Origin of the sequence: Marinobacter vinifirmus, from assembly GCF_002258215.1 — a bacterium.
Taxonomy (GTDB): Bacteria; Pseudomonadota; Gammaproteobacteria; order Pseudomonadales; family Oleiphilaceae; genus Marinobacter; species Marinobacter vinifirmus.
This window is the reverse complement of sequence record NZ_NEFY01000002.1, coordinates 407,961-419,934: the sequence shown is the minus strand read 5'-3', so window position 1 is coordinate 419,934 and position 11,974 is coordinate 407,961. Positions and strand designations below refer to the sequence as shown.

Below are 11,974 nucleotides of genomic sequence, written 5' to 3'. Positions count from 1 at the left end.
CCTGTGATTCGCCTGCCTGTGGGCAGGGAGAGTTCGTTCAGGTTGAGTGTCTGTTGACGCATAATATCCGTTTTCAGGTTCACACAAACTCCTGGGTCTCACGTCGTATTGGTTTGCAGACGGCCCGGGTTCGCGTGGCAATGATTCTTCGCGATGTCGCCCGACGGTTTTCCGTTCGGTTGTTTCAGCTCCCGGTCAGGTGCAGCCTCTCTGGGTCTGGCCTGTGAGTCCGGAAGTTTGTCTCCCGCCGTGCCCGGTAATGATTGGGCTTGCGGCGTTCAATCTCTTAATCAGTGTCGGTATACTGCTGCCGCTCCGGCTTCTGACCAGAGTTCGTCAGGCCGTAGACAAACGGCAGAGCACGCCGGAATATAACAGTAAAGGGCTGATCATTCAATCCTGCATTCATCCACCGCAAAAGGTTTCCCATGGTGCGCAATTCTGGTTCCCGTAACAAGCCGTCCAGGGCTGGCAAACCGGGCCGGCCGGGCTCTTCCCGGGCAGGGCAGGGCAGGGCTGCGGCACCTGCGCCGGCTGCCGCGCCGGCGGAGCGCACGGTGCAGAAGGGGGTGCAATGGATCAGCGTAGATGAGGATATGGCCGGCCAGCGGGTGGATAACTTTCTGATGGCCCGCTTGCGGGGTGTGCCCAAAAGCACGGTGTACCGGATTGTCCGCAAGGGCGAGGTGCGGGTTAATAAAGGGCGCGTGAAGCCGGATACCCGCTTGCAGGCCGGTGATGTGGTACGTATTCCGCCCATGGTGCAGCAGGCGAAAGCGGAGCATCCAAAGCCCGGTGACCGGGTGCAGGGCGTCATGGAAGCAGCCGTGGTGTTTGAAAACGACGATATGCTGGTGGTGAACAAACCCTCCGGTATTGCCGTGCACGGCGGCAGCGGTTTGAGCTTCGGGCTGATCGAAGTGCTCCGTTCTTCCCGGCCACAGGCGAAGTTCCTGGAACTGGTGCACCGGCTTGACCGTGATACTTCCGGGCTGGTGATGGTGGCGAAGAAACGATCAGCCCTGCGTTTTCTGCAGGATGAACTGCGCCACAAGCGGATACGTAAACACTACCATGCGCTGGTGGCGGGCACCTGGCCGGAAAAGCTGGCGCGGGTGGCCGAGCCGCTGTTGCGTTACGAGATGCCTAACGGCGAGCGCCGGGTGAAGGTGAGTGGCGAGGGCAAGGAATCGCTCACGCTGTATCGGTGTTTGCAGCGGTTTGAGGGTTATTCGCTGGTTGAGGCTTCGCCGGTTACCGGCCGTACCCACCAGATTCGCGTACATTGTGCCTGGGCGGGCCACCCGATTGCCGGAGACGACAAGTATATGGATGACGCCAGCCTGAAGGCGTTTCGGGCCGTGGGCGGTGAGCGGTTGATGCTGCACGCCCGGGCGCTGGAGTTCACATTGCCCGGTTCAGGTGAAGCAATGCGGCTGGAAGCTCCGTATGATACCCCTTTCGGCAAGCTGGTTAATGCGCTTGCCCGTCGCAGTAAAGGTAAGTTCTGATGAATGTAAAAGTAGTGATTTTTGACTGGGACGGAACCCTGATTGATTCCGTAGACCACATTGCTGACAGCCTGCACCAGGCCGCCACCGAGCTTGGGTATCCGGAACTGGAGCGTGAGGCCTATCGGGATATCATCGGCCTGGGCATGATCGAGGCTCTGGAAAAGCTGTATCCGGGGCTGACCCGCGACGAAATGCAGCGCATCCGCGATGGTTACGCAGGGTATTTCTTCCAGAAGGTGACCACCCCGCAGAACGTATTTGACGGTATGGCCGACGTGGTTACCGATATCCGGCGTTCCGGGCGCGGCTGCTCTGTGGCGACCGGCAAAAGCCGTCGCGGCCTGGCGAGGGCCCTGACCTCCAGTGGCTTGGGCCCGCACTTCGATATCACCCGGTGTGCGGACGAAACCCGTTCCAAGCCGGATCCGCTGATGCTGGAGGAGATCCTGGCGTTCTACGGCTATGAGCCGGAAGAGGCGGTGATGATTGGTGATACCCGCTACGACCTGGATATGGCCCGGCGTATCGGTATGCCGTCCATTGGCGTTGAGTGGGGTGTGCACCAGCGGGATGTGCTGCAGGAATACGACCCCCACGCGGTCGTTACGTCGGTAGACGAATTGCGTCGGGTTCTGGGGCTTTAATGGTTTTGTTACCGCATTGATCGGTTAAGGGATAGCGGATGAGCGAGTGGGATTCGGACAAGCAGCCCGGCTGGGGCGATGAGCCGGCGCAACCTGAAGAAAAAGGGCAGGGTGCGTCTTCCGATAAGAAAGGCTGGTTTGGCAAGAAGCAGCCGGCTATGCCGCCGGAGTCTGGCCGGGACTGGCGGCTGATCGAGAAGCTGGTGATGTCGTTGCAGGCGGAGCAGCGACGCAGCCGGCGCTGGGGCATCTTTTTCAAGTTTCTGACCTTCGGTTACCTGTTCGCGTTGCTGTTCCTGATCCGGTCTCCCATCGGTGATGGCATGGCGGGTGCCACCGGTGCCCACACGGCATTGGTAGAAGTGAATGGCACCATTGCGGCGGATGAGCTGGCCAGTGCCGACAATCTGGTGGGTGCGCTGCGCTCGGCTTTCGAGGCCGAGAACTCCAGGGCGGTTGTGCTGCGCATCAACAGCCCGGGTGGCAGCCCGGTGCAGTCCGGTTATGTCTACGACGAGATCAAGCGCCTGCGGGAAGAGTACCCGGATAAAAAGCTGTATGCGGTGATTTCCGATATTGGGGCTTCCGGTGCCTATTACATTGCCGCGGCGGCTGATGAAATCTACGCCAACCGGGCAAGCCTGGTGGGGTCTATCGGCGTGGTTGCCGGTGGTTTCGGTTTTACCGGGCTGATGGAGAAGCTGGGTGTCGATCGGCGGCTTTATACCGCTGGCGAAAACAAGGCGTTCCTGGATCCGTTCTCACCCGAGCGTGAAGGCGAGGTTGCCTTCTGGCAGAGCGTGCTTGAAAACACCCACAAGCAGTTCGTGGAAGCTGTTAAGGCTGGTCGGGGTGACCGCCTGGCGGATAACGAAGAATTGTTCTCCGGCCTGGTGTGGAGCGGCGAGCAGGCGCTGGAGCTTGGCTTGATTGACGGGCTGGGTAGCACCTCCTGGGTGGCTCGCCAGCTGGTGGGCGAAGAAAAACTGGTTGATTACAGCCGCAACCGTTCGCCGTTCCAGGAACTGGTGGACCAGCTTGGTGTTGCGGTGGGTGAGGGCGTGGCCAGCCGCATGCTGGAGTCCCGCCTGGAGATTCGCTGAGCCAGGCTTTTCGGGTGAAGCAGTCCTGATCCGGCTTGATCAGGGCTGCAGCAGCGGATTAACGCCCAGTTCCCTGAGCAGGTCGATCAGCGCAATCAGTGGCAGGCCGATCAGGCTGTTCGGGTCTCGCCCTTCCATGCTTCGGAACAGGGCAATGCCGAGCCCTTCCATCTTGAAGCTGCCTGCGCAGTCGTAGGGCTGTTCTTTGTTCAGGTAGTTTTCGATTTCTTCAGCTGTCAGTTCCCGGAAGTGGACCTCGAAAGGTTCGCACCGGGTTTTCAGGGTGCCGGTACGGGTGTCCAGTACCGCAAGCCCGGTCAGGAATCTCACGCTGTTGCCGCTGCTGAGGCCTAGTTGTTCCCGGGCCTTCTGGTGGCTGCCGGGTTTGTTCAGTAAGGTGCCGTCCGGTAGTGTGGCCACCTGGTCGGAGCCGATGATGATTGTGTCCGGGTAGTGTTCTGCCAGCGCCCGGGCCTTGCCGGTGGCCAACCGGAGCGCGAGTTGTTCGGCGGATTCGCCGGGAGCCGGCGTTTCATCAATGTCCGGGCTCGCACTGTTAAAGGGTAGCCCCAGCCTTGCCAACAGCTCTTTGCGGTAAGGGGAGGATGAGGCGAGCAGCAGGGGCGGTTGGTTCATGAATGCCTTCTGGTTCCGGTGTATGGTGCGGTGATTCAGGCGGAAACGCCGGAGGTTATCGTAAAATACCCCTACTTAAACGGGAAGGGGTGGGTTAAAAGCGATTAAGTCTTTGACAGCAGGCGGTCTCGCCCCTAAAATTGCGCGCCTATGTCTGAAGCACCGAATGCTCAACTGCCAAAATCCGTAGACCCTAACCGACTGGCGGAACAGAACACGACCCTGGAGGGAGTTATTCCGCTCGCGGGGCTTGTTCGTTTCTCCGAAGCGGTTCCGGGGTTGCCGGAAGGCAGCGAGTGCCACGTTAAGCTTTCCTTTTATATGGATAGCGAACGTCGCCGGTTGGTGTCGGGTGAAGTATCCGCACCGGTGATACTGGAATGCCAGCGTTGCATGAATAACATGCAGACAACGCTGGAATCCCGTTTTGATTTGGGGCTTGTGCTCAACGATGAGCAGGCTCAGAGGTTGCCCAAGGCGTTGGAACCCTTCCCGATGGAAGACTACAACGCAGATTTGTGGGCCATGGTGGAAGATGAACTGTTGCTGGTTCTGCCGCCGTTCCCCCTGCATGAACGCCAGGATTGCCCGGCGAGCAAGGAACTGGAAGCACTGGAACCACAGCAGGCCACCGAGAAGCCCGAGGCAAAGAAACGCGAGGATAACCCGTTCAGTGTTCTGGCGGGCCTCAAAAACACCAAGCACTAACGTTTTCGTAATCAGGTCAGGAGCATAATCATGGCTGTACAGCAAAATCGCAAGACCCGTTCCAAGCGCGGCATGCGCCGTTCACACGATGCCCTGAGCACTGCTGCTCTGAGCACCGACGCAACTACTGGTGAAGTACATCGTCGTCACCACGTATCTCCGGACGGTTTCTACCGCGGCAAGCAGGTTGTTGAAGCTCGCGACGAGTAAGATCGTCGGGAAACTCTTCTGACCTGTGTCGCATGGACCCGTGGTGAGTAAACCAGTCACCATAGCCATTGATGCCATGAGCGGTGATCGTGGCGCTTCAGTGGTGGTCCATGCAGCGCTGGAAGCAGTGCGCGAAAATGAGGCCTTGAGTCTCGTTCTGGTAGGTATCCGGAGCGAGCTCGAGGCCTTGTTGCGTGATGGGCATGCCAGAATCCGCATTGTTGAAGCGGCGGATGTGGTGCGCATGAACGAGCGCCCCTCCCATGCGCTGCGACACAAGAAAAACTCCTCTATGGCCATTGCGCTCTCCCTGGTGCGCGACGGCGAAGCCCAGGGCTGTGTCAGTGCCGGAAATACCGGTGCGCTGATGGCTTTCGGGCGATCTATTATCCGCATGTATCCCGGCATTGAGCGGCCGGCCATTGCCAAGCTGGTTCCCTCGTTGCGGGGCCGTTGCCACGTGCTCGACCTTGGCGCCAACGTGGATTCCAGCGCCGAAAACCTCTACCAGTACGCCTTGATGGGATCGCTGATGGCCACCGCCATCTGTAGCCTGGCCGAACCTCGCGTGGCCCTGCTGAACGTGGGTGAGGAAGAGATCAAGGGCAACGAACAGGTTCGCCTGGCCTCCCATATGCTTGCCCAGTGCGACACTCTGAACTACATAGGGTATGTCGAGGGCAACGACCTTTTCCGTGATGTGGCCGATGTTGTAGTGTGTGACGGCTTTGTGGGCAATATTGCCCTGAAGACCGGTGAGGGTGTTGCGGGGTTGCTGATCGAACTGCTGGAGCAGGCCTTTACCCGCTCGCTATGGGGGCGCTTTGTGGGGCTCCTGGCCAAGCCGATTATCGGCCGGCTTTTGCAGCTGATGGACCCTTCACGGCATAACGGTGCCAGTTTGCTGGGGCTTCAGGGAGTCGTTATCAAGAGCCACGGCAACGCCAACGAGCGTGCGATGCTGGCGGCAATCCGGCAGGCAGTTCGCGAAGTGGAGCTGGAAGTGCCTCGTCGCATCAACGAACGGCTCGATGACCTGATGTTATAGGTCGCCAACGGCTGCTGAGACTAAAGTCTGCCCGCATTTGCGCCCTTATTCGCGGATAATTGGCCTGAGTTGTACTATTGGCTAATCTCCACCCACCCTTCAATGACGATAAGATTCCGCCCATGAAATCAGCGTTTATTTTCCCCGGACAAGGCTCCCAGTCGGTAGGCATGCTTTCTGCTGCTGCCGAGGCGTGGCCTATGATCAGTGAAACCTTTGATGAAGCGTCTAATGTTCTGGGCTATGACTTGTGGCACCTGTGCCAGCATGGGCCGGCTGAAGAGCTGAATCAGACCATGGTAACACAGCCTGCGTTGCTGACCGCCAGTGTCGCCTTGTGGCGCCAGTGGTGCGTGTCTGAAGGCCCGCGCCCGGACTTCGTAGCTGGCCACAGCCTGGGTGAGTACAGCGCCCTGGTGGCTGCTGAGAGCCTCGACTTCATTGAAGCTGTAAAGCTTGTTCAACTGCGCGGCGAGCTGATGCAGGATGCCGTGCCTGCCGGTGAAGGCAAGATGGCAGCTATCCTGGGCCTGGAAGACGCCGATGTGGTTGCGGCCTGTGAAGAAGCCGCCCAGGGCGACGTGGTTGCAGCAGTGAACTTCAACGCACCCGGCCAGGTGGTGATTGCCGGTTCCGCTGCGGCGGTAGAGCGCGCAATCGAGGTTTGCAAGGCAAAGGGTGCCCGCAAGGCCATGCCGCTGCCGGTGAGCGTGCCTTCCCACTGCTCCCTGATGAAAGGCGCTGCCGAGCAGCTGGCTGAAGCACTGGAAGATGTCCGCTTTAACGATGCTGTCATTCCGGTGGTTCAGAATGTGAATGCAGCCGTGGTTAAAGATGCCGATACGCTCAAGGCAAACCTCCTGAAGCAGTTGTATTCCCCGGTGCTTTGGACAGACTCTGTGCGGGCGTTGGTTGCCGAGGGCGTTAACGTGTCGGTTGAGTGTGGTGCCGGCAAGGTTCTGGCCGGGCTGGCCAAGCGCATTGACCGCCAGTTGGCGGTGAACAGCATCGAAGATCCCGATTCTCTGGCAGCCGCCCTGAAGGCGTTTGGCCAGTCCTGATAAACGGAGTTGTTTATGTCTTTGGAAGGCAAAGTTGCACTGGTAACCGGTGCTACCCGGGGGATTGGCAAGGCCATTGCCCATGAGCTGGCCCGGCAGGGCGCGGAAGTTGTGGGCACGGCTACCAGTGCTGAAGGTGCTGAATCCATTACCGAAGGCCTGAAGTCTGCTGGCTTCAAGGGCTACGGTATTGTGATGAACGTAGCCGATGCCGACAGCATCGAGGCGGGCCTGAAGCAGCTGACCGAACAGTCTGGTGCTCCGCAGATCCTGGTCAACAATGCGGGTATCACCCGTGATAACCTGTTGATGCGCTTGAAAGACGACGACTGGACGTCTGTGCTGGAAACCAACCTTTCCAGTGTTTACCGTACCAGCAAGGCCGTTTTGCGTGGTATGGCCAAGGCCCGCTGGGGCCGGATTATCAATATCAGTTCCGTGGTTGCCGGTATGGGCAACCCGGGGCAGGGCAATTATTGCGCTGCCAAGGCCGGGGTTGAGGGCTTCACCCGCAGCCTGGCCAAAGAAATGTCTAACCGTGGCATTACCGCTAACTGTGTAGCGCCCGGTTTTATTGACACCGATATGACCAAAAAACTGGACGACAAGCAGCGTGACGCTATGCTGGAAATTATTCCGGCAGGGCGTTTGGGCGAGCCGGAAGAAGTAGCTTCTGTGGTGGCTTTCCTGGCCTCTCAGGGCGCAGCTTACGTTACCGGAGAAACCATTCATGTGAATGGCGGCATGTACATGGGTTAAGCCCGTTTCGGGCTGTAGTGCAACCCCTTGTCGCACAACATGTTTAACTGAATCCCTGCTTGTTTGCAGGTAGGGTTTAAACTAAACTGGCAGCCATTGAGTTGCTTGGTTGACACTAAAGTGAGGACATTATGAGTACAGTTGAAGAGCGCGTGAAGAAGATTGTTTGTGAGCAGCTGGGCGTTAAAGAGTCCGAAGTTCAGAACACATCTTCTTTTGTAGAGGATCTTGGCGCTGACTCACTGGACACTGTTGAGCTGGTTATGGCCCTGGAAGAGGAATTCGAAACTGAAATTCCGGATGAAGAGGCTGAGAAGCTGGGCTCCGTTCAGGACGCAATCGACTATATTGTCGCGCATACCTGATACTCAGTAGATCAGATAGCCAGGCTAAAAGCCGTCCTTTAGGCTTCTTGAAGGACGGCTTTTTTATTGGCTGAATATCAGCATTTCGGTTAAAAACGACACGGAATATTCAGGTGAGTGGGGTTATGAGCAAGCGACGGGTTGTCATTACAGGCATGGGGATGTTGTCCCCGGTAGGGAACGATGTCAGTACCTCCTGGAACGCAGTGTGTGCCGGGCGCAGTGGCATTGGCCAGATCGACCGGTTCGATGCCAGTGAATACGGCACGCGTATCGGCGGGGCGGTGAAGGACCTGGATATCGAACCCTGGCTGTCTTCCAAAGAAGCCCGCAAGCTTGACGCTTTCATTCACTATGGCCTGATTGCCGCCCAGCAGGCGGTGGACGACAGTGGCCTGGAACAGTTCGACAAGCTCGACAAGGAGCGGGTGGGCATTGCCATCGGTTCCGGTATTGGCGGCCTGGAGTACATCGAAAAGAACATTATCCAGATGGAAAAGGCCGGCCCCCGCAAGGTATCTCCGTTCTTTGTGCCGGCGTCTGTAATCAATATGATTTCCGGTAATGCGGCTATCCGGTTTGGCTACAAAGGCCCGAACATCGCCATTGTGACCGCCTGCACCACCGGTACCCACAACATTGGCTATGCGGCCCGCACCATCGCCTATGGCGATGCTGACGTGATGCTGGCCGGCGGTGCCGAAATGGCCACCACCCGTTCCGGCGTTGCAGCATTCTCTTCCGCCCGTGCCCTGTCGACCCGCAATGATGAGCCGGAAAAGGCCAGCCGCCCCTGGGACAAGGAGCGCGACGGTTTTGTATTGAGTGATGGGGCTGGCGTGCTGGTCCTGGAAGAGTTGGAACATGCAAAAGCCCGTGGCGCGACGATATACGGCGAAGTGGTCGGCTTTGGCATGAGCGACGACGCCCATCACATTACCGCACCCCCTGCAGGCGGCGACGGCGCTGCCCGGTCCATGGCCAATGCCTTGCGGGATGCGGGCCTGAAGCCGGAAGAAGTGGATTACATCAACGCCCACGGCACATCGACCCTGGTGGGGGATGTAGCCGAAGTGGCTGCTGTTAAAGCGGTATTTGGCGGCCATGCGCAAAAGCTGGCCATGAGCAGCACCAAGTCCATGACGGGCCACTTGCTGGGCGCTGCCGGTGCCGTTGAGGCCATTTTCTCGGTGCTGGCCCTGCGCGACGGCATTCTGCCACCAACCATTAACCTGGATAACCCGGATGAAGGTTGTGACCTGGACTTCGTGGCCAATCAGAGCCGCAAATCCGATGTCCGGGTAGCGCTGTCCAACTCCTTCGGCTTTGGCGGTACCAACGGTACGTTGATTTTCCGCCGTTACGAAGGCTGAGACCTCTGTGGTAAAGCGCTTCTGGGCGGATGAAACCGGTTTGCCGGCGGCAGACCGGGGCCTGGCCTACGGCGATGGCCTGTTTGAAACCATTCGTGCAGAAGGGAGCTCAGCCCCCTGGCTGGATTACCATCTGGCCCGGCTGGTGCGGGATGCTGCCCGGCTGGGAATTGAGGTGCGCCAGGACGAACTGCTCGCGGCCAGCGGCGAAGCCCTTGAGCGTTACGGAAGCCCCGGGAAGGTGTGGGTCCTGAAACTGATCCTGACCCGTGGCGCGGGTGGGCGAGGCTATCGCCCGGGGGCCTGCATGGAGCCCAACCTGCTGGCATCTTGTTCCGATGCGCCGCCGATGCCCGATTCTGCCGGCGTGGTGGTGGAGTTCTCATCAGTACCCCTTACGGTCAATCCCTTGCTGGCCGGTATCAAATCCCTCAACCGCCTCGAGCAGGTGATGGCAGCCCGGGAACTCTCCGGCGACTGCTTTGAGGTGCTGATGGCAGATGCCGCCGGGCATATTGTCGAGGGCACCCGAACCAATCTGTTTGTACTCACCGATGAAGGCTGGATAACACCCCCCGCGAATTCCGTAGCCGTGGCCGGTGTTATGCGCCAGCTGGTTATCGAGCGCTTGCAGCAGGCCGGGGAGCCTTTCCGTGAAGGATCCATCACGAGGGAACAGTTGCAGCCGGAAGTTTGCCGGGGCCTGTACCTCACCAACAGCGTGCTCGGGGTAGTGAGGGTTCGCAACCTGGCGGGCCAGGATTTGCCTGCAGAGCGGTGCCTTGCGACAATCTGCCGTCTCTCCACAACTTTGGAATAATGCGTGTGTTCAGGAAGTTACTGATTCTGATTGTGGCCCTCGCGGTCCTGGCGGCTGCTGGCGCCGGTTTGTGGCTATGGCAGGGCCTGCAGACCCTGAAGCAACCGGTTGCCCTGGATGAGCCGGTGTTGTTCAGTGTAGAGCAGGGCACCTCCTTTGGCCGGCTGGCGCAGAAGCTGTCGGACGACGGCCTGGTCAGCGATCCGCTCTGGTTAAAGCTATACGGCCGCCTGAACCCGGAACAGACCCGGATTAAGGCTGGTGACTACGAACTGCAACCGGGGATGACACCACTGGCCATGCTCGACACCATGGTAGAGGGCAAGGTGAAACTCTGGTCCGTCCAGTTTATTGAGGGCTGGACCTTCTCTGACATGAGAACCGCCCTGGCCAACTCCAGACGGCTCCGGAAAGAAACCACAGACTGGACTGACGAGCAGGTTATGGAAGCCGTTGGCGCCGAAGGCCAACACCCTGAGGGTTGGTTCTTCCCGGATACCTACATGTTCAGTGGCAGCGAGACCGACCTGGATATCCTCAAACGCGCCTATAAGCGGATGACGGCTGTCCTTGAAGAAGAGTGGGAGAACCGGGAAGAAGGCTTGCCCTATAGCTCCCCCTACGAAGCATTGATCATGGCCTCGATTGTCGAGCGGGAAACCGGCGTGGCCTATGAGCGGCAGCAGGTGGCCGGTGTGTTTGTGCGCCGCTTGCAGAAAGGCATGCGCCTGCAGACCGACCCGACGGTGATCTACGGCATGGGTGACAGCTACGATGGCCGTATCCGTACCCGGGACCTGCGCGCCTACACGCCCTATAACACCTACCGGATTGACGGCCTGCCACCCACGCCCATTGCCTTGCCCGGCCGGGATTCTGTACATGCCGCCTTGCATCCGGACGACGGTGACGCCCTGTACTTTGTGGCCCGTGGTGATGGCAGCCACACGTTCTCCCGAACCCTGGCCGAACACCAGAAAGCGGTTCGGGAGTTCCAGCTGAACCGCAGAGAAGATTACCGATCCTTCCCGGCACCGGGTGCCGGCGCAGATGACAACGAGGAAAACTGATGGCTGCCAGAGGCCGTTTTATTACCTTTGAGGGCACCGAGGGGGTTGGTAAATCCACCCAGTTGCAGAACGCGGCAGACACGCTGACATCGCTGGGAATTGATGTGGTGGTTACCCGCGAACCGGGTGGCACGCCCATGGCGGAAAAGATCCGGGAGCTGTTACTGGCCCCCAGGGAAGAACCGGTGCATGAAACCACCGAACTGCTGCTGATGTTCGCCGCCCGTGCCCAGCACCTGCACAACCGGATTCTGCCGGCCCTGGCCGCAGGCAAGTGGGTGCTGTGCGACCGCTTTACCGATGCCACCTTCGCCTATCAGGGCGGGGGCAGGGGGGTGCCTGAGGAGCGCATAGCGCTGCTGGAAACCCTGGTGCAGGGCGATGTGCGGCCGGACCATGTTGTCCTTCTGGACGCACCGGTAGAAACCGGCATGGCCCGTGCAAAGAAACGGGGCGAACTGGACCGGTTCGAGCAGGAAGAGCTGGCCTTTTTCCAGCGGATTCGCGATACCTACCTGGCCCGGGCGACCGCTGCACCCATGCAATACCATGTTGTGAATGCCGCCTTGCCCCTGGCGCAGGTTTCGGAAAGTGTGACGGGATTGCTGTCGGCCCTTGCCCGCGTTGATAGTTGATTTCGTGCACTTTCTGTCGCGATCTGCT

14 protein-coding genes are annotated in these 11,974 nt (G+C 59.1%); 13 read left to right on the top strand and 1 reads right to left on the bottom strand.

Annotated features, from left to right (window positions below; all coding sequences use genetic code 11):
- Positions 1-428 precede the first annotated feature (428 nt).
- Genes rluC through B9Q17_RS04395 form a run of 3 tightly spaced genes read left to right on the top strand, consistent with a single transcriptional unit; the run spans position 429 to position 3,261 of the window.
- The gene (gene rluC / locus B9Q17_RS04405; RefSeq protein ID WP_094624240.1) at positions 429-1,511 is read left to right on the top strand and encodes a 23S rRNA pseudouridine(955/2504/2580) synthase RluC; all 1,083 of its coding nucleotides are present in this window, start codon (positions 429-431) and stop codon (positions 1,509-1,511) included.
- The gene (locus B9Q17_RS04400; protein WP_058340096.1) at positions 1,511-2,158 is read left to right on the top strand and encodes an HAD family hydrolase; all 648 of its coding nucleotides are present in this window, start codon (positions 1,511-1,513) and stop codon (positions 2,156-2,158) included. The genes rluC and B9Q17_RS04400 overlap by 1 nt, the downstream gene beginning before the upstream one ends.
- Before the next feature lie 38 nt (positions 2,159-2,196).
- Positions 2,197-3,261 (top strand): S49 family peptidase, encoded by a 1,065-nt coding sequence (locus B9Q17_RS04395; protein WP_094624239.1) that lies wholly within the window; start codon positions 2,197-2,199, stop codon positions 3,259-3,261.
- Positions 3,262-3,300: 39 nt separating this feature from the next.
- Here the strand turns inward: B9Q17_RS04395 and B9Q17_RS04390 are convergent, their stop codons facing one another.
- Positions 3,301-3,897, bottom strand: coding sequence for a Maf family protein (locus B9Q17_RS04390; protein WP_094624238.1), 597 nt, complete (start codon positions 3,895-3,897; stop codon positions 3,301-3,303).
- Between the two features lie 150 nt (positions 3,898-4,047).
- Here B9Q17_RS04390 and B9Q17_RS04385 point away from each other — a divergent pair, with 150 nt between their 5' ends.
- From B9Q17_RS04385 to tmk, 10 genes are all read left to right on the top strand, one after another.
- Positions 4,048-4,605 carry a YceD family protein gene (locus tag B9Q17_RS04385; protein ID WP_094624237.1) on the top strand — a complete coding sequence of 186 codons (558 nt, stop codon included), beginning with the start codon at positions 4,048-4,050 and terminating at the stop codon, positions 4,603-4,605.
- Between the two features lie 30 nt (positions 4,606-4,635).
- Positions 4,636-4,815 carry a 50S ribosomal protein L32 gene (rpmF, locus tag B9Q17_RS04380; protein WP_022988074.1) on the top strand — a complete coding sequence of 60 codons (180 nt, stop codon included), beginning with the start codon at positions 4,636-4,638 and terminating at the stop codon, positions 4,813-4,815.
- Between the two features lie 43 nt (positions 4,816-4,858).
- Positions 4,859-5,863, top strand: a complete 1,005-nt coding sequence (gene plsX / locus B9Q17_RS04375; RefSeq protein WP_201785312.1) for a phosphate acyltransferase PlsX — start codon at positions 4,859-4,861, stop codon at positions 5,861-5,863.
- Between the two features lie 122 nt (positions 5,864-5,985).
- A complete protein-coding gene (gene fabD / locus B9Q17_RS04370; protein WP_094624236.1) occupies positions 5,986-6,924 on the top strand; it encodes an ACP S-malonyltransferase in 939 nt (312 codons plus the stop codon).
- Positions 6,925-6,939: 15 nt separating this feature from the next.
- Positions 6,940-7,683 (top strand): 3-oxoacyl-ACP reductase FabG, encoded by a 744-nt coding sequence (gene fabG, locus B9Q17_RS04365; RefSeq protein WP_094624235.1) that lies wholly within the window; start codon positions 6,940-6,942, stop codon positions 7,681-7,683.
- A gap of 131 nt (positions 7,684-7,814) precedes the next feature.
- Entirely contained in the window at positions 7,815-8,048 is a 234-nt protein-coding gene (gene acpP, locus B9Q17_RS04360) for an acyl carrier protein (protein WP_022988070.1), read from the top strand.
- A 125-nt stretch (positions 8,049-8,173) separates the two neighbouring features.
- Complete coding sequence (fabF, locus tag B9Q17_RS04355; RefSeq protein ID WP_094624234.1) at positions 8,174-9,421, top strand: beta-ketoacyl-ACP synthase II; 1,248 nt, start codon at positions 8,174-8,176, stop codon at positions 9,419-9,421.
- 7 nt (positions 9,422-9,428) lie between these two features.
- Positions 9,429-10,241 (top strand): aminodeoxychorismate lyase, encoded by an 813-nt coding sequence (pabC, locus tag B9Q17_RS04350; RefSeq protein WP_094624233.1) that lies wholly within the window; start codon positions 9,429-9,431, stop codon positions 10,239-10,241.
- The gene (gene mltG / locus B9Q17_RS04345; protein WP_094624232.1) at positions 10,241-11,311 is read left to right on the top strand and encodes an endolytic transglycosylase MltG; all 1,071 of its coding nucleotides are present in this window, start codon (positions 10,241-10,243) and stop codon (positions 11,309-11,311) included. Before pabC ends, mltG begins: the two co-directional genes overlap by 1 nt.
- A complete protein-coding gene (gene tmk, locus B9Q17_RS04340; protein WP_022988066.1) occupies positions 11,311-11,946 on the top strand; it encodes a dTMP kinase in 636 nt (211 codons plus the stop codon). The genes mltG and tmk overlap by 1 nt, the downstream gene beginning before the upstream one ends.
- The last annotated feature ends 28 nt before the right edge of the window (positions 11,947-11,974 follow it).

Bases quoted from the DNA above. Each gene is read 5' to 3' on its own strand.
- B9Q17_RS04395 (WP_094624239.1), top strand. From the start codon at position 2,197: ATGAGCGAGTGGGATTCGGACAAGCAGCCCGGCTGGGGCGATGAGCCG.
- rpmF (WP_022988074.1), top strand. From the start codon at position 4,636: ATGGCTGTACAGCAAAATCGCAAGACCCGTTCCAAGCGCGGCATGCGC.
- fabG (WP_094624235.1), top strand. From the start codon at position 6,940: ATGTCTTTGGAAGGCAAAGTTGCACTGGTAACCGGTGCTACCCGGGGG.
- B9Q17_RS04400 (WP_058340096.1), top strand. From the start codon at position 1,511: ATGAATGTAAAAGTAGTGATTTTTGACTGGGACGGAACCCTGATTGAT.
- rluC (WP_094624240.1), top strand. From the start codon at position 429: ATGGTGCGCAATTCTGGTTCCCGTAACAAGCCGTCCAGGGCTGGCAAA.
- fabF (WP_094624234.1), top strand. From the start codon at position 8,174: ATGAGCAAGCGACGGGTTGTCATTACAGGCATGGGGATGTTGTCCCCG.
- acpP (WP_022988070.1), top strand. From the start codon at position 7,815: ATGAGTACAGTTGAAGAGCGCGTGAAGAAGATTGTTTGTGAGCAGCTG.
- B9Q17_RS04390 (WP_094624238.1), bottom strand. From the start codon at position 3,897: ATGAACCAACCGCCCCTGCTGCTCGCCTCATCCTCCCCTTACCGCAAA.
- B9Q17_RS04385 (WP_094624237.1), top strand. From the start codon at position 4,048: ATGTCTGAAGCACCGAATGCTCAACTGCCAAAATCCGTAGACCCTAAC.
- mltG (WP_094624232.1), top strand. From the start codon at position 10,241: ATGCGTGTGTTCAGGAAGTTACTGATTCTGATTGTGGCCCTCGCGGTC.
- tmk (WP_022988066.1), top strand. From the start codon at position 11,311: ATGGCTGCCAGAGGCCGTTTTATTACCTTTGAGGGCACCGAGGGGGTT.
- fabD (WP_094624236.1), top strand. From the start codon at position 5,986: ATGAAATCAGCGTTTATTTTCCCCGGACAAGGCTCCCAGTCGGTAGGC.